Raw genomic sequence first — 17195 nt, forward strand, 5'->3', positions numbered from 1 at the left:
CTCCGTACCCGGGCTGGCGTCCTCCCTATCCGGGGTGGCGTCCTCCGTACCCGGTCGGCTACCCGGGCTGGCGTCCTCCGTACCCGGGCTGGCGGCCCCCGTACCCCGACGTGCGTCCTCCGTACCCGGGCCCGCGGCCTCCTTACCCCGGCGTGCGTCCTCCGTATCCGGGCCCGCGGCCTCCTTACCCCGGCGTGCGTCCTCCGTATCCGGGCCCGCGGCCTCCCCAGCCTGGACCGGGGCCCCTGCCCCACTGGCGGGTGGCGAGCCAGACGGGGAGCGCCTCCGCCGGAGGTGCCTGACCTCTGACGGGCCTCCGCCGGGGGTTTCGACCTCTGACGGCGGCGGGCGATCCCATGGGCCGGGCGCGTAGCCGCCCGGCCGTCACCCCGGCGGCGCGGCCCGCCCGTCGCCGTCCCGGACCGTCACGGCTTGTGGGGACCCCGGGTGAGCTGGTCTGATGTGCGAAGGATGAGGTGAGACCAGCACGGAGGGGTTGCTTTCTGCCGTGGAGGCATCTGTCGAGCAGCTGGTGTACGTCCGCGAGGACGAGTACACGATCGCGCGGATGAGCGCCGAGGGCATGCCCGGCTTCGTCGCCTCCGGCCGGGCCCTGGGCGGGGTCCAGCCGGGGGAGACGCTCAGGCTCGTCGGCGAGTGGGGCGAGCACCCGCGTCACGGCAGGCGCTTCGAGGTCGTCGTGTGCGAGCGGCTGGTACCGGCCACGGTCCGGGCCATCCGCATCTATCTGGGCTCCGGCCTGATCCGCGGCATCGGGCCGAGGCTCGCCCACGCCATCGTCAGCCACTTCGGCGAGGCGACGCTGAGGGTGATCGACACCGAGCCCGGACGGCTCACCGAGGTCGTCAACATCGGTCCCACACGGCAGGCCCAGATCGCCGACGCGTGGGAGGAGCAGAAGGCGATCGCCGAGCTCATGGTGGTCCTGCAGGGCTTCGGGATCAGCCCGCTGCTCGCGGCGAAGATATACCAGGTCTTCGGGGCCGACTCGGGGGAGATCCTCACCTCCGACCCGTACCGGCTCATCGGCAAGGTCAGGGGCATCGCGTTCGGCACCGCCGACAGGATCGCCCTGCGCTCGGGGGTCTCCGAGCACAGCCCGCAGAGGGTCAAGGCGGCGATCCTCGACAGGCTGGAGACGGCGGCGAGCCGCGACGGGCACTGTTACGTACGGCTGGTCGCGCTGATCGCCCAGTCCGCGGAGCTCGTCGAGCAGGACCACGAGCTCGTCGGCCAGATGGTCGACGCCCTCGTCGCCGACCGCCGCGTGGTCGTCGAGGCGTCGCCGGACGGCCACGGGACGGCCGTGGTCTACCTGAAGGAGACGCACAGCCGGGAGCTCACGCTGACCGCCCAGCTGACCAGGCTCTGGGAGGCCCCCTCGACGCTGCCCATGCGCACCTTCCAGGAGGACCCCGGGCTGGACGAGGACCAGCGGGCGGCGGTGAACATGGCGCTGACCAGCACCGTGTCCATCCTCACCGGCGGTCCCGGGTGCGGGAAGAGCCACACCGTCAAGACCGTCGCGGCGACGGTACGGGCGATGGGCGGCACGGTGACCCTCACCGCGCCGACCGGCAAGGCGGCCAAGCGCCTCTCGGAGCTCACCGGCCTGCCCGCGATGACCGTGCACCGGATGCTGGCCCACCGGCCCGATCCCGAGAGCGGCACGCTGTTCGAGCAGACGCCCGCGCAGGCCGACCTGATCGTGGTCGACGAGGCGTCCATGCTGGACCTGAGCCTGGCCACCCGGCTCACCGCGGCCGTCCAGCCCGGCAGCCACCTGCTGATCGTGGGTGACAGCGACCAGCTTCCCAGCATCGCCCCCGGCAGCGTGCTGGCCGACCTGCTGCGGGTCGAGGCGATCGCGCGCATGCGCCTGACCAGGGTCTTCCGCCAGGCGGAGGGCAGCGGCATCATCCAGGCCGCGCGGCGGGTCAGGGCGGGCGAGGTGCCCGCGCTCCCCGGCGGTGGAGGTTTCTGGTTCGAGGAGGTCGACGACCCCGAGCGCGTCGCCGAGCGGGTGATGCACCTGGCGACGGTGGCGATCCCGCGCAAGCAGGGGGTGAGCCCGGACCAGGTCCAGGTCCTGTGCCCGATGCGCAGGGGGCTGACGGGGACCGCCGAGCTCGGCCGCATGATCCAGGAGCGGCTCAACCCGGCCCGCGAGGGCGTCGCCGAGCACTGGTCGGGTGCCTCCGCCTTCCGGGTCGGCGACCGTGTCATGCCGATCCGCAACAACTACGACAAGGGCGTCTTCAACGGCGACACCGGTACGGTCACCGCCATCACCCCCGAGGAGCGGCTCGTCGAGATCCGCACCGACGACGGGCAGACCGTGAAGTACGGCTTCGGCGAGCTCGACGAGCTGACCCACACGTACGCCATCAGCGTCCACCGCTCCCAGGGCAGCGAGTATCCCTTCGTGGTCGCGCCGCTCGTCACCGAGTCCGGGGGCGTGATGCTGCGCCGCAAGCTGCTCTACACCCTGCTCACCCGGGCGCGGTCGTGGGTGGTCGTCGTCGGTGAGCGCAAGGCCCTGGAGATGGCGGTCGGCAGGCTGGACCACCGCCGCAACACCGGGCTCGCCCGCAGGCTCGCGCTGAGCCTCGGCGCGGACCTCCGGTACGAGGCCGCCCCCGCCGCCGACTGAGCACCGGACCGACTGAACACCGGACCGACTGAGCACCGGACCGACTGAGCACCGGACCGACTGAGCACAGGTCTGAACCGGTCGGGTCCGGTTCGCGTAGTCATGTCAGGCGGCGTTTCCGCGAGAGCGGGCGCCGTCCGCGCGCGTATTCCCGGCTCCGCGATCTTCTTGACATTTTTTCTTCACATAACTTGAATTAAGTTAGACAAGAACCGTCCTCGGCTTGCCGAAGTTGTTGGTAACGCCGGTCTCCGTTATGCCCGTGGGCGGGGCGGGCTTCGCCTTTGTCGTTCGTCGCGAGACAGAGGAAATGTAGATGACCAGGAAAAACGTGGTCAGCACGGCGAGGACGTGGGTGCGGCTGTTCGCCGTGCTCGCCCTCGCGCTCGGCCTCACCACCCTTCCGGCCGGTGGAAGCGCGGGGGCGTCGGCCGCCCCGAGCTTCAAAGTGATCGCCTTCTACAACGGGGTGTTCGACGCGGCCCACGCCAACTTCGTGCAGGAGGCCAACCGCTGGTTCCCGCAGATCGCCGCGCAGAACAACTTCACCTACACCGCGACCAACAACTGGAGCCAGCTGAACGCGAGCAACCTCCAGCAGTATCAAGTGGTCATCTTCCTGGACGACCTGCCGCAGAACGCCGCCCAGCGGTCGGCGTTCGAGCAGTACATGCGTAACGGCGGGGCGTGGATGGGCTTCCACGTGAGCGCGTTCAACACCAACGCGCAGAGCTGGTCGTGGTACCACAACGAGCTCCTCGGCACCGGCGCGTTCCGGTCCAACACCTGGGGCCCGACCTCGGTGACCATGCGCACGGAGGGCGGGGCGCACCCCTCCACGGCGCGGCTGCCCGCCACCTTCACCTCGTCGGTCAGCGAGTGGTACAGCTGGGCCAACGACCTGAGGAACAACGCGAACATCAGGATCCTCGGGTCGATCGACCAGTCGAGCTTCCCGGTCGGCACGGACCCCAACCAGACCTGGTACAGCGGCTACTACCCGCTGATGTGGACCAACCGCAACTACAAGATGCTGTACGCGAACTTCGGCCACAACGCCATGAACTACACCAACAACACCCCGTTGTCGTCCACGTTCGCCAGCGAGGTGCAGAACCGGTTCGTCATCGACGGCCTGCTGTGGCTGGGCGGCGGGAGCACCCCGCCCCCGACCGACACCATCTCGCCCACCGCCTGGTACAGCCTCGCCAACCGCGCCAGCGGCAAGTGCGTCGACGCCCGCGCGGCCGCCTCGGCCAACGGCACCGCGATCCAGCAGTACACCTGCAACGGCACCCTCGCCCAGCAGTTCCAGGTCCAGCCGACCAGCGGCGGCTTCGCGCGGCTCAACAACCGCAACAACAGCGCCCAGGTCATCGACGTGAAGGACGTCTCCAGCGCCGACGGCGCCCTCCTGCAGCTGTGGCTGTACGGCGGCGGCAACAACCAGCAGTGGCAGGCGGTGTCGGAGGGCGGCGGCTACTTCCACTTCGTCAGCCGTCTCAGCGGCAAGTGCCTGGGCGTGCCGGGCTCCTCGACGGCCGACAGCGTCCAGCTGACGCAGAGCACCTGCAACGGCGGTGCCGCCCAGTCGTTCCGTATCTCCGAGCAGGCCTAGTCGTCTCCGAGCGGGCTAGTCCCCGAAAGCCCGCACGCCCGCCCTTTCCCGCTCGTCGGGAAGGGCGGGCGTACCGGGTGCGGGCTCGGGGTCAGTCGTCGATCGCCTGGTAGAGCGTGGTCCAGAAGTCGTGGATGAGCCGCGCCGGATCCGGGACCGACATCCCGACCTGGGCGAGCAGGATTCCGGTGAGCCGGTTGTGCGGGTCGGCGTAGGTCGAGGTGCCGCTTCCGCCGTCCCAGCCGAACTGGCCGACGGGCGCGTAGTCGCCGCGGTAGGTGCGCACCGCCATCCCCATGCCCCAGCCGCCGTGCTGCCCCTGGCCGAACGACACGTGGACGTTGTCGACGGCCATGGCGTGCCGGGCGGCCTGCTGCTCGGGCGTCAGACGGTTGGTGGTCATCAGCTCGACGGCGGGCCGGGACAGGATCCGTTCGCCCTCGTGCGTCCCGCCGTTCAGCAGCATCCGGAAGTAGGCGTGGTAGTCGTCGGCGGTGGAGACCAGCCCGCCGCCGCCGCCCTGGAACGCCGGAGGCGCGCTCCACCGTCCACCCGCGGCCTCGTCCCACACGACGAACTCCCCGGTCCGCGGGTCGGGGGCGTAGAGGGTCGGCAGCCGGTCGATCCGGTCGGCGGGCACGTGGAAACCGGTGTCCCTCATCCCCAGCGGATCGAGGACGCGCTCGCGCAGGAACGTCTCGAACGACCGGCCGGTGACCCTGGCGACGAGAACGCCGAGCACGTCGTGGCTGATCTGGTACTGCCAGCGCTCTCCGGGCTGGCTCATCAGCGGGAGCGTGCCGAGGCGGCGCATCCACTCGTCCGGCTCGGGCATCGGCGTCGGCAGGTCGGGCGTGAGCCCCTGCTCGAAGATCGCACCCATGATCGGGGTGCCCAGCGCCGTCATGTCCATGCCGAGCCCGAACGTGGAGGTCAGCAGGTCCCGTACGGTGATCGGCCGCCGCGCCGGCACGGTGTCGTCCAGCGGGCCGTCGATCCGCTTCAGCACCTGACGGTCGGCGAGTTCGGGCAACCACGGCTCCACCGGGTCGTCCAGCCGCAACCTGCACTCGTCGAGCAGGACCATCGCCGCGGCCATCGCCACCGGTTTGGAGGTGGAGGCCATCCGGAAGACGGTGTCGCGGCGCATCGGCGCGCCACCGTCGTGGCGCATCGTCCCCATCGCCTCGACGTGCGTCTCGTCGCCCCTGCCGACCAGGGCGACGAGCCCGGGAATCCTCCCGGACTCGACATGCCGTGCCAGCACGTCACGCAGCCTGCGCAGCCCCGTTTTCGAGAAGCCGCCGTTGCCCTTTTCCATCATGAATCTCCTTGCGCACAGTGTTCGATCCGCGAGACCCGTCCCGGTGTGACGCGCGTGGCCTCGGCGAGCTGGAGCTTGGTCATGGGACTTCCTCCGCGGCGCCACCGGCACTCGCGAACGTTCGGAAATCCCTGAACGTCTGCGACACTACATTGCATTCATAAATCACGCAACGCTTGAAGATGATGCTTATGGCCTGTCAATTAGGGATTATCGAGCTTGTTTTGCAATGAACCTGACGCTGAACGCAATGGGTCGCCGGGGCGGGCGTTGCAATGAGCTGAGTGTGAATGCATACTGTGCAGCGGAGCGTGCCGGGGCGGCGGGCTCCGCGCGTGTCGACAGGTCGACGGATGGGAGACGAGCACCGATGCCCGGAGGCAGACTGACCGGCCAGGATCGGCAGCACATCGCCGCGGGGCTGGCCGAGGGACTCGGATACACGGAGATCGGCAAGCGCCTGGGGCGGCCCGCCTCGACCATCATGCGGGAGGTCACCCGCAACGGCGGCCCCGACGGCTACGGGGCGGACCGGGCGCACGAGGCCACGCGGCATCGTGCCCGCCGGCACAGGCAGGTCCAGCCTCCCGCGCCGCCGGTCCCCGACAGCGGCCACGGACGTGACCCCAGGGCGGTACAGGACTTCACGGAGTCCTTCACCGCTCTCCTCGCCCAGCAGGGCCTGCCCCGGATGGAGGCGAGGGTGCTGGCCTGCCTGTACACCACCGACTCCGGCGATCTCACCGCCGCCGACCTGGTGAAGCGGCTTCGCGTCAGCCCGGCGTCGATCTCGCACGCCGTCGCCTTCCTCGAACGGCAGGGAATGCTCAAGCGGGAACGGGTCCCCGGCGCACGCCGGGAACGCTATGTCATCGAAGACGGGTTCTGGCTCCCGTCCCTCCTCGCCGCTCTGCAGATGAACGAGGCCCTGGCGGCCGCGTCGCAACGCGGGGCCGAGATTCTCGGGCCCACGACCCCGGCGGGTGCCCGCTTCGAGTCCTCCGCCGAACTTCTTTCCCTCGTGAGCAAGGCCTTCCGGCGGGTCATGGAGGAGTGGCAGCAGAGCCTGGCCACCCGGAACACCGGGTGACGAAGGGGCGTCGCCGGAGGATCCCGTGATCCGGGACACCGTGGGTTCCCGCCGGGTGAGCGAATTTCGCCGCGCCGGTGTCCCGGTGTCCCCGTGTGACCGAGTACCCGTGTGTCCGTGTGTCCGTGTGCCGATGTGAGCGTTTCCCCGGGGGAGGGAAAGGGTCCTCCAGGTCGTCCGGGCTCACAGGAGCGGTGACGTGACGGGGGATCGCGGCGCGACTGCCATGGCGGAGGGGCATATGGGTGTGAATACGCGAAGGTATGGTGATTGTTCGTGACGACGTTTCGGATCAGCGAGGCCGCCGCGCTGCTGGGGGTGAGCCCCGACACGGTCCGCCGGTGGGTGGACGCCGGGCGGCTCGCGGCCCGGCGGGACGAGCACGGCCACCGGATGGTGGAGGGCGTCGACCTGGCGGCGTTCGCGCGTGCCCGGATCGAGTCCGAGGACGGCACGGGACACTCCTCGGCCCGAAACCGCTTTCGCGGGATCGTGACCGAAGTGATCAAGGACGCGGTGATGGCCCAGGTGGAGATCGCCGCGGGGCCGTACCGGGTGGTGTCGCTGATGAGCCGCCAGGCCGCCGACGAGCTGGGCCTGGAGGTGGGAGTGACGGCGGTCGCCGTGATCAAGTCCACCAACGTGGTCGTGGAGATCGCCGACCACGTCCGTACGACGAGTTGACGGCGCCGTGAGCGGTCCGCCCGGTGGTGTGACGGGGAGCCCGCCCGGTGGTGTGCCGGGTGAGTCGTCCGGTGGCGCGACGGGTGGTCCGTCCGGGGGCGTGCCGGACGGCGGTGCGCGGCGCGGTGCCGCGGGCGGTCTGTCCCGTGGCTCGTCCGGCGGTCGTTCCGGTGGTCCTTCCGACGGTCCTTCCGGCGGGGTGGCGGGTCGCCTGCCCTGGATGCTGGTGCTGCCCGCCGTAGCGGGCATGCTCTTCCTGACGTTGCCGCTGGCCGGGCTGCTGGTCCGCGCCCCCTGGTCCACCCTGGCGGAAAGACTGGGCGAGCCGCGGGTGCTGGAGGCGCTGCGCCTGTCACTGGTGACCGCGACCATGGCGACGCTGGTGTGCCTGCTGCTCGGCGTACCGCTGGCGTGGCTGCTGGCACGCGTCGCCTTTCCCGGCCGCCGTCTGGTACGGGCGCTGGTCACCGTCCCCCTCGTGCTGCCCCCGGTGGTCGGCGGGGTCGCCCTGCTGCTCGTCCTTGGACGGCGCGGCCTGGTCGGCCAGTGGCTGGACTCCACCTTCGGTGTCACCCTGCCGTTCACCACGGCCGGAGTCGTCGTCGCGGAGACGTTCGTCGCCATGCCGTTCCTGGTCATCAGCGTCGAGGGCGCGCTGCGCGCCGCCGACCTGCGCTTCGAGGAGGCCGCCGCGACGCTGGGCGCCTCTCGCTGGATCATCTTCCGCCGCGTCACCCTGCCCCTGATCGCCCCCGGCATCGTCGCGGGCGCCGTGCTGTGCTGGGCTCGCGCGCTGGGTGAGTTCGGGGCCACCATCACCTTCGCCGGAAACTTCCCCGGCCGGACCCAGACCATGCCGCTGGCCGTGTACCTCGCCCTGGAGACCGAACCCGAGGCCGCCATCGTGCTCAGCCTCGTCCTGCTCGCCGTCTCGGTGGTCATCCTGGCCGGCCTGCGCGACCGGTGGGTGAGCGGCCCGTGACCCTGAACGCCCACCTTGTCGTCACCCGGCCCGGTTTCCACCTGGACATCGAACTGGAGGTCGCCGCGGGCGAGGTCGTCGCTCTCCTCGGCCCCAACGGCGCGGGCAAGACCACGGCGCTGCGCGCGCTGGCCGGGCTCACCGCCCTGTCCGGCGGGCGGATCCTCCTGGACGGTGAGGCGCTGCACACCCTGGCGTCCGAACGTCGCCCGATCGGCGTGGTCTTCCAGGACTACCTGCTCTTCCCGCACCTGTCGGCCCTGGACAACGTCGCCTTCGGGCCTCGCTGCCGGGGTGCCTCCAGGGCGGAGGCGCGGCGCGGTGCCGCCGCCTGGCTGGAGCGCGTCGGCCTGGCCGGGCATGCCGCGGCGAAACCCCGGCAGCTGTCGGGCGGTCAGGCCCAGCGCGTCGCCCTGGCCCGTGCCCTCGCCGTCGGGCCCCGCCTGCTGCTGCTGGACGAGCCGCTGGCCGCCCTCGACGCCCACACCCGGCTGGAGATCCGCTCCCGGCTCCGCCGCCACCTGGCGGACTTCGACGGCGCGACCGTCCTGGTCACCCACGATCCGCTGGACGCCATGGTGCTCGCCGACCAGCTGGTCGTCATCGAGAACGGCGCCGTCGTGCAGCGCGGCACCCCCGCGGAGGTCGCCCGGCGCCCGCGCACCGACTACGTCGCCCGCCTGGTCGGCCTCAACCTCTACCGGGGTCTCGCCACGGGACGACAGGTGACCGTCGGGGAGGTGAGCTTCAGCGTCGCCGAGCATCTGGACGGCCCGGCGTTCGTCGCCTTCGGGCCCGGCGCGGTCGCGCTCTACCGGACCCGCCCGGACGGCACCCCGCGCAACCTCTGGGAGGCCACGATCGAGGGTATCGAGCGGCACGGCGACAACGTCCGCATCCACCTGGAGGGGCCGATCACCGCCTCGGCCGACGTCACCCCCGCCGCCGTCGCGGACCTCGACCTGACGTCGGGACAGCGGATCTGGGCGGCCGTCAAGGCCACCGAGACCCACGCCTACCCTGCCTGAGCCTTTCGCGGTCCACGCCCGCCCGGCTTGAAACCCTGCGACGCCGCCGTGAAGCCACCGTGAAGCCACCGTGAAGCCACCATGACGCCGCCTGCCCGTACGCCCCCCGCGATGCCGCGGGTCACCCGCGTGGCGGCCCGGGTCACCCGGACCCGCGGGGGCACAATGGCGTGAGGGGGGATGATCTATGCACGTCGCTGTACTCGGGATGGGCATGATGGGGCGGGCGATGACCCGGCGGCTGCTGGAGTGCGGCTTCCCGGTCACGGTGTGGAACCGCACGCCGGGCCGGGCGGAGGACCTGGTCGGCCTCGGTGCCGCCGAGGCGTCCTCGCCCGTCGAGGCCGCGCGGGAGGCCGAGGGGGTGCTGCTGTCGCTCTCCGACGACCAGGCGGTTCGCGATGTGATGTCGCAGCTGGCCGGAATCGGCTCCGACGGGCCCGTCGTGGCCGACACGAGCACCGTCGCCCCGGACACGGCCCGCGCGCTACGGGACATGGCCCCCGGGGGCCGGTTCGTGGCCGCGCCCGTCATCGGCTGGCCACCGGCCGTCGCCGGGGGGCAGGCGTCGGTCCTGCTGGGGGGCGAGCGTGACGTCACCGACGCGCTGAAGCCGGTGTGGTCGGAGGTGTTCGCCGCCCACTCCTACTGCGGCCGGGACCCCGGCGCGGCACTGGCCTTCAAGCTGCTGAACAACTACCTGCTGATGACCGGGATCGCCGCGCTCTCCGAGGCGACCGCCACGGGCCTGGCGGTGGGCCTCGACGAGACGCTGCTGCACGACTTCCTCCTCACCTGGCCCACCGTCGCGCCCGCCCTGCACAACCGGGTCGACGACATCGTGAGCGGCGACCACCAGGGGTGGTTCACGACCAGGCTCGCCGCCAAGGACGTGCGGCTCGCCGTCGACCTGGCGAGCTCGGCGGGCATCGACCTGCCGATCGCCCGGCTGGTCGAGCGGCGCTACGAGGAGGCGGCCGAGCGCGGCTGGGGTGACGCGGACATCGGCGCGGTCATCGAGTTGCTGCGCGGCCGATCGCGCTAGCGTCACCCGTCACCGCGCGGGCCGGTCCCCGGCATCTCGACGCGAGGTTCGGTCTCCCGGCACTTCGACGCGCGTCCCGCCGGGGCCGCCGGTCCCTGTGACGGCGGCCCCGGCGAGTCCCGGGTGACGGGTCCGGCGGGAGGCCGGGTGCCGGGTGGACGCGTCAGGAGTACGGGACGGCCGGTCACGTGGTCAGGACCTCGACGGTCACGACCCGTTCGGCAGCCCGGTGCGCCCGTACACGACGAGGGCCCAGGCGATGCAGCCGAAGGCGGCCACGCACGCCAGCGTGCGGACGAGGTTCCAGCGGACCCACGCCGCCTCGAACCGCTCGCGCACCGCCGCGAGGTCGGCGACGCCGTCGGGGTCCCCGGCCGCGTTGAGCGCGTTGTTGAGCGGCACGTTGATTCCCATCGTGATGGCGAGCATCACCACGTACAGGACGAGCGCGGCCACGATCCAGGGCAGCACGGGCCGCCCGTCCGTCTGGAGATGGAGTACCGCGGAGAGGGCGGTCAGCACCAGCGCGCCGCCGAAGCAGGCGGCGAACCAGCCGTTGAGGATAGCCACGTTGATCCGCTGCATCGTGCTGACGAAGGTCCGGTCGTCCGTCCGGGCGAGGCCGGGCATGACGGAGCAGGCGTAGGAGTAGAAGAGACCCGCTACGAGTCCCATGGTGATGGCCGCCGCGACCAGCGCGACGCCTCGGAAGACCAACATCACGTTCTCCTTGGCTGTCGGGGGGATTCCGGCGACGGGATCGGACATCCTCACCGCCGGGTGCTCGGGTGCTCGGGTGCTCGGGTGCTCGGGTGCTGGGGTGCTGGGGTGCTGGGGTGCTGGGGTGCTCGCGATGGAAGCGGGGCGAGGGGTGGGACGGGGAGAGAGGCGGGGGCGGGACGCGCCCCGGTGGGTGGCTCCCGCCGTCACGCCGTCAGCCCCAGACCCCGGTGCCGGCGACCTCCCGCGCGTAGTCGCCGAAATCGCGGGGCTCCCGGCCCAGGGCGCGCCGGACCCCGTCGGTCAGGTGGGCGTTGCGGCCGTCCAGCACGGCGGTGAACAGTTCCGCCAGCTGCGCGGCGAACTCGGCCGGTACCCCGTGCTCGACCGCCCCGGCCACGTACTCCCCGGGGGAGACCGGTACGTAGCGGACCTTCCTGCCGGTCGCCCCGGAGATCTCCGCGGCGGCCTCGGCGAAGGTCAGCAACCGTGGGCCGGTCACCTCGTAGAGCTCGCCCGCGTGCCCGTCCTCCGTCAGCGCCGCGACCACGACGTCCGCGATGTCGTCGGCGTCGACGAACGGCTCGGCCACGTCCCTCGCCGGGAGCGCGATCTCGCCGGAGAGGACCGGTTCCAGCAGGTAGTCCTCACTGAAGTTCTGCGAGAACCAGGCCGCCCGCACGATCGTCCACTCGACCCCGGACTCCTGGACCGTCCGCTCGCTCACCTGGGCCTCCTCCTCGCCGCGGCCGGACAGGAGGACCAGACGCCGGACGCCGCTCCCGACCGCCCGTGAGACGAACGAGCGGACCGTCTCCGCGGCCCCGGGAAAGGCCAGGTCGGGGTAGTAGACGACGTACACCGACGCCACGTCCCGCAGTGCGGCTTCCCACGTCTCCCGGTCCTCCCAGTCGAACGACGGCTCCGCCGAGCGGGAGCCGGCCCGCACCGGCAGGCCGCGCGCGGTGAGCCGCTCCACCACGCGGCGGCCGGTCTTGCCCGTGCCGCCGAGGACCAGCGTCGTGTTCCTCTCATACGTTTTTTCTGTCATAGGACCAGTGAACTGGCCAGGAGTGAGACGGGCCATGGTCGAGAAGCGCAATTCCATGTTTCAGCGTCTACAGTGAAGCCGTGGACGCACTCACCGACCTCCTGGACGGCCCGAGGGCCAGGGGAGCGTTCCTGCTCCGCTCGATCTTGAACCCGCCCTGGTCCCTGCGGATCCAGGACCGGGCGCCGCTCGCCCTGACGGCCATGGTGCGTGGCGAGGCGTGGGTGATCCTCGACGACGGCGACCCGGTGCGCCTGGGGCCCGGGGACGTCGCGATCATCCTCGGCCCCGATCCCTACACGGTCGCCGACGATCCGGCCACACCACCGGACGTGGTGATCCATCCGGGCCAGCACTGCACCACCCTCGACGGGCGCAGCCTGGCGGAGGAGATGACCCTGGGCGTCCGGACCTGGGGCAACGACCCCGACGGGTCGACGGTGCTCCTCACCGGCGCCTACCAGATGCGCGGGGAGATCAGCCGGCGCCTGCTGGAGGCGCTGCCCCGGCTGCTGGTCCTTCCCGATGACGCCTGGGACTGCCCTATCATCCCGTTGCTCGGCGTTGAGATCGTCAAGGACGAGCCGGGGCAGGAGGCCGTGCTCGACCGGTTGCTCGACCTGCTGCTCATCGCGGTCCTGCGGGCCTGGTTCTCCCGTCCGGAGGCCGGGGCCCCCGCCTGGTACCGCGCGCACAGCGACCCGGTGGTGGGCAGGGCCCTGCGCATGCTGCACGGCGACCCGGCGCGTCCCTGGACGGTGGCCACGCTGGCCGCGGGGGCCGGTGTCTCCCGCGCCGCCCTGGCCCGCCGCTTCACCGAGCTGGTGGGCGAGCCGCCCATGGCGTTCCTCACCGGCTGGCGGCTGGCCATGGCCGCCGACCTGCTGCGCGAGACCGACGCCACCGTCGGCGCGGTGGCCACGCAGGTCGGCTACGGCAGCGCGTTCGCGCTCAGCACCGCCTTCAAACGCGAACGCGGCGTCAGCCCCCAGGAGCACCGCACCGGGGTCCAGCCGTCCTCGGCGTCCCCGGGGTGACCACGCCGCCGGCACGCTCGCGAGGCAGGTCCCGGTGGGCGTGACGGTAAGAGCTCCGGTGGGCGTGACGGTACGAGCTCCGGCCGCCGGTCGACGCGTCCGGGGACAACGCGACGCCGGGACAGGCCCCCGGAGCCCTCCCGGAGCCCTCAGGAACCTCCTGGAGCCCCGCGGAGCCCGTTGACCGTGTGCTGAGCCGCGGGGAGCCGCCGGAGGCGTGTTCACGTCACGCCGGAGCACGACGGCCGGAGCAGCCGGGCGGTCAGGACGAGTCAGGAGATCAGAGCGGGCCAGGTGGTCAGAACAACCAGTCGAGCAGGCCGCCCCGGCCGCCACCGCCCGAGTTGCCGTCCGTCCCCGTGTCCTGCGGCGGTGCCGTCGTCGGCTCCTGGCTCGGCGTTGCGCTCTCCGTGGGGACCTGGTCCGCCGGCGAGGGGTCGGGCTCGGAGCTGATCCGCGAGTTCGGGGTCGGGTTCTCCCGGGAGCTCTCCTCCTCGGCCTCCTCGCTGGAGGTCGTCGGGCGGGTCTCCTTCGGCGGGTCGCTGCGGGCCGCCGACGGCCGGGTGGAGGGCTGCTGGGTCCGGGGAGCCCTGCTGGGGGCGGTCGTGGGTTCGTCGGCCGTCGACGGCTCGTCGGACGGCTCCGCGGTCTCCTCCTCGGGCCGGGGCGTCGGCGTCTCCGAGGGAACCTTCGGCAGGTCGGCCACCGAGCACCGCACGCCGGGCGAGCACGTGGTGTCGGTGTTCCCGTCCAGGGAGGCGGAGAGCAGCCAGCCGCCCGCGACGCCCGCGGCCACGACGCCGCCCACGACCGCCAGCAGGATCCTGCTCTTGCTCTTGCCCTTGCGGCGGCGCTCCTCGTAGGGATCGGTCTCCTCGCGCCAGCCCGACCCCAGGAAACCACGCGACGGCGTCACCTCGTCGTCGTCGCGGTAGAGGGGGCCGTCGGACGTGATGTCGGTGTCCCCGACGTCACGACGCTCGTTGAGATAGACCATCTCCCGGGATCCGTCGGCCCGGAGGATCTCCCGGGACCCGTCGACGTGGACGATCACCTGGGACCCGTCGCCGGGCGTGAGCTCCGGAAGGTCGATCTCGTCCCATCCGTCCGACAACACGTCGCCGGCGGGACGTTCGGGTTCGTACTGCGCCGGTCCGAGGGGACCGGTCTGCTCGCGAGGATCTTCCTCGTACGATCCTTGGATATCGTCGCGCCCCACGATGACCCTCTCTGACGTGAACCTTGGTCGGGCATCTTGATAGCAGATCCGACAGTGACTTGTCCGAAAAGTTCACATACAGCTGGGAATAATGTGACTTATGGGGTTGTGTTGGAAGCCGAGGGTGGACCGAGCCATTCTTCGCTGAGCGGCGGATATGAGGGGCCGGGAGCCGAGGCCGAAAGCCGGGACGAATATCCGAGGCGGAGAGCCGAGCCGGCTCCCGCACCGGCGGGAGACGCGGGCCGGAAACCGGGCCGGAAGCCGGGCCGGGAGCGCCGAGGAGACCGGGAAGCCGAGAAGATCGAGGGAATCCGCCCGCGCCATGGCGCGATAGGGCCCCGTCACGAGAGGCGAGGAGGACACGGGCGCGCCTGATCAGGTGAAAGACGTGCTTGATCCCGGTAGGCGGGGTAGGAAGGGCGCCTGACGTTCTTCTCCGTCCGAGGGCGTTCTGGGGCGTTCGCGGGCGGAGGTCTCACACTCAAGGGCTCCACACTCAAGGGCTCCACACTCAAGGTCTCCACATCCAAGGTCTCCACACTCAAGGAGAGCCGATGACACCGGATCCGACGGCGGACGCGCTGCCCGGCCCCTCACCCTTCCCGCCCATCGCCGACTACGGCTTCCTGTCCGACTGCGAGGTCACCGCCCTGGTCGCCCCGAGCGGGAACGTCGAGTGGCTCTGCCTGCCGCGGATGGACTCGCCCAGCGTCTTCGCCGCCATCCTCGACCGGGGCGCGGGTGGCTTCCGGCTCGGCCCCGCCGACCTGAGGGTGCCCGCCGCGCGCCGCTATCTGCCGGGCACCATGATCCTGGAGACGAGCTGGGGCACCCCCACCGGCTGGGTCATCGTGCGCGACGTCCTGCTCATGGGCCCCTGGCACCACGACGGCGAGCTCTCCCGTACGCACAGGAGGGCGCCGACCGACTACGACGCCTCCCACGTGCTGCTCCGCACGGTGCGCTGTGTCAGCGGGGAGGTGCAGATCACGCTCGACTGCGAGCCGATCCTCGACTACGGCCGAAGGCCCGCCCGCTGGTCGTACACCGACAGGGGTTACCACCAGGGCGTCGCGACGGCCGAGGGGGAGAGCCTGGAGCTGCGGCTCACCACCGACATGCGGCTGGGGTTCGAGGGCGGGCGCGCGATGGCGCGCACCCTCCTCAAGGAGGGCGACACGCGTTTCTGCGCGCTCTCCTGGACCCCGCACGAGCCGCCGTACACCTTCCAGGACGCCTACGAGCGGCTCGTGTGGACCGCCCACCACTGGCAGCACTGGCTCGCCAGGGGCGCCTTCCCCGACCACGCCTGGCGGAGATACCTGGAGCGCAGCGCCCTCACCCTCAAGGGCCTGACCTTCGCCCCCACGGGCGCCCTCATCGCGGCGGCGACCACCTCCCTGCCCGAGACGCCGGGCGGCGACCGCAACTGGGACTACCGCTACGCCTGGATCAGGGACTCGACCTTCGCCCTCTGGGGCCTGTACACGCTGGGCTTCGACTGGGAGGCCGACGACTTCTTCTGGTTCATCGCCGACGTGGCGGAGCGGGACGAGGATCTCCAGGTCATGTACGGCATCGACGGCGAGCGCGAGCTGGACGAGCACATCCTCGACCACCTCGGCGGGTACGAGGGCGCCAGGCCCGTCAGGGTCGGCAACGCCGCCTACCGGCACCGCCAGAACGACGTCTGGGGCGCCGTCCTCGACTCCTTCTACATCCACACCCGGTCACGGGACCGCCTGGACGAGCGGATCTGGCCCATCCTGAAGCGGCAGGTCGAGTCCGCCATCAGGCACTGGCGGGAGCCCGACCGCGGCATATGGGAGGTACGCGGCGAGCCCCGGCACTTCACCTCCTCGAAGGTCATGTGCTGGGTGGCGACCGACAGGGGCGCCAGGCTCGCCAGGCTCAGGGAGGAGCCAGAACTGGCCACGCGCTGGCAGGCGGTCGCCGACGAGATCCACGCCGACGTGTGCGCCCACGGCGTCAGCGAGCGCGGGGTCTTCAGGCAGCACTACGACACCGACGCCCTCGACGCGTCGCTCCTGCTCATCCCGCTGGTGCGCTTCCTGCCGCCCGACGACCCCAGGGTCCGTGCCACGGTGCTGGCCATCGCCGACGAGCTGACCGCCGACGACCTGGTCCTGCGCTACGAGACGAAGGCCACGGACGACGGCCTGACCGGGGAGGAGGGCACCTTCGCGATCTGCTCGTTCTGGCTCGTCTCGGCGCTGACGGAGATCGGGGAGCACGCCCGCGCCCGCAGGCTCTGCGAGAGGGTCCTCTCCTTCGCCAGTGCCCTGGGTCTCTACGCGGAGGAGATCGACCCGGTGACGGGGCGCCACCTCGGCAACTTCCCCCAGGCCTTCACCCATCTGGCGCTCATCAACGCGGTCATCCACATCATCCGCGCCGAGAGCGGGCAGCTCCCCCCGACCAGCTGGCCGTCATGATCATCTGTCGTCCCCGGTGGCCCGCCGTGTCCTGCGGTGCCCCCGGGTGCGCCGACGTGCGAGACCGCCGGACGCCTGACTAGGCTTTCCGGTATGAACCGTCGGGTGATTGCCATAGTGGTGCTCGTCGGCCTGCTCGCGACGAGTGGCCTGTCCGTGGTGCTGGCCTGGGGACTGAGCGGCTGAGCGACTGAGTAGCCCTGTGTCAAGCTGCCGCCGATTGATCTTGTTTGAGTAGGGTCTGGAGGGCTCCGTGTTTGGCGG

13 protein-coding genes are annotated in these 17195 nt (G+C 71.4%); 9 read left to right on the plus strand and 4 right to left on the minus strand.

Going from position 1 to position 17195, the window contains the following annotated elements; translation table 11 throughout:
• Positions 1–508 precede the first annotated feature (508 nt).
• Complete coding sequence (gene recD2 / locus AC5L38_RS16905) at positions 509–2674, plus strand: SF1B family DNA helicase RecD2 (RefSeq protein ID WP_495243745.1); 2166 nt, start codon at positions 509–511, stop codon at positions 2672–2674.
• Between the two features lie 316 nt (positions 2675–2990).
• Positions 2991–4292: a ThuA domain-containing protein gene (locus AC5L38_RS16910; RefSeq protein WP_495243746.1), complete on the plus strand. Its 1302-nt coding sequence runs from the start codon at positions 2991–2993 to the stop codon at positions 4290–4292.
• Between the two features lie 91 nt (positions 4293–4383).
• On the opposite strand, the gene AC5L38_RS16915 is transcribed toward AC5L38_RS16910, so the two are convergent.
• Positions 4384–5613, minus strand: a complete 1230-nt coding sequence (locus AC5L38_RS16915; protein ID WP_495243747.1) for a serine hydrolase domain-containing protein — start codon at positions 5611–5613, stop codon at positions 4384–4386.
• A gap of 373 nt (positions 5614–5986) precedes the next feature.
• Here AC5L38_RS16915 and AC5L38_RS16920 point away from each other — a divergent pair, with 373 nt between their 5' ends.
• The 5 genes from AC5L38_RS16920 (at position 5987) to AC5L38_RS16940 (ending at position 10445) form a co-directional block, all read left to right on the plus strand.
• Entirely contained in the window at positions 5987–6706 is a 720-nt protein-coding gene (locus tag AC5L38_RS16920; RefSeq protein WP_495243748.1) for a GbsR/MarR family transcriptional regulator, read from the plus strand.
• A gap of 276 nt (positions 6707–6982) precedes the next feature.
• Positions 6983–7390, plus strand: a complete 408-nt coding sequence (locus tag AC5L38_RS16925; protein ID WP_495243749.1) for a TOBE domain-containing protein — start codon at positions 6983–6985, stop codon at positions 7388–7390.
• Between the two features lie 220 nt (positions 7391–7610).
• Positions 7611–8372 (plus strand): molybdate ABC transporter permease subunit, encoded by a 762-nt coding sequence (gene modB / locus AC5L38_RS16930; RefSeq protein ID WP_495243750.1) that lies wholly within the window; start codon positions 7611–7613, stop codon positions 8370–8372.
• Positions 8369–9400: an ABC transporter ATP-binding protein gene (locus AC5L38_RS16935; protein ID WP_495243751.1), complete on the plus strand. Its 1032-nt coding sequence runs from the start codon at positions 8369–8371 to the stop codon at positions 9398–9400. Before modB ends, AC5L38_RS16935 begins: the two co-directional genes overlap by 4 nt.
• A gap of 187 nt (positions 9401–9587) precedes the next feature.
• Entirely contained in the window at positions 9588–10445 is an 858-nt protein-coding gene (locus tag AC5L38_RS16940; protein ID WP_495243752.1) for an NAD(P)-dependent oxidoreductase, read from the plus strand.
• A 207-nt stretch (positions 10446–10652) separates the two neighbouring features.
• On the opposite strand, the gene AC5L38_RS16945 is transcribed toward AC5L38_RS16940, so the two are convergent.
• Positions 10653–11165 (minus strand): anthrone oxygenase family protein, encoded by a 513-nt coding sequence (locus tag AC5L38_RS16945; RefSeq protein ID WP_495243753.1) that lies wholly within the window; start codon positions 11163–11165, stop codon positions 10653–10655.
• A gap of 214 nt (positions 11166–11379) precedes the next feature.
• Complete coding sequence (locus tag AC5L38_RS16950) at positions 11380–12216, minus strand: NmrA family NAD(P)-binding protein (RefSeq protein WP_495243754.1); 837 nt, start codon at positions 12214–12216, stop codon at positions 11380–11382.
• 80 nt (positions 12217–12296) lie between these two features.
• Here AC5L38_RS16950 and AC5L38_RS16955 point away from each other — a divergent pair, with 80 nt between their 5' ends.
• Entirely contained in the window at positions 12297–13253 is a 957-nt protein-coding gene (locus tag AC5L38_RS16955; protein WP_495243755.1) for an AraC family transcriptional regulator, read from the plus strand.
• A gap of 298 nt (positions 13254–13551) precedes the next feature.
• Here AC5L38_RS16955 and AC5L38_RS16960 read toward each other — a convergent pair whose 3' ends face one another.
• Positions 13552–14472 (minus strand): hypothetical protein, encoded by a 921-nt coding sequence (locus tag AC5L38_RS16960; RefSeq protein WP_495243756.1) that lies wholly within the window; start codon positions 14470–14472, stop codon positions 13552–13554.
• Positions 14473–15029: 557 nt separating this feature from the next.
• Between AC5L38_RS16960 and AC5L38_RS16965 the strand changes: the two genes are divergently transcribed.
• On the plus strand, positions 15030–16931 hold the full coding sequence (locus tag AC5L38_RS16965; RefSeq protein WP_495243757.1) for a glycoside hydrolase family 15 protein: 1902 nt from the start codon (positions 15030–15032) through the stop codon (positions 16929–16931).
• Positions 16932–17195: the final 264 nt, after the last annotated feature.

The organism is Streptosporangium nanhuense (genome assembly GCF_059358815.1).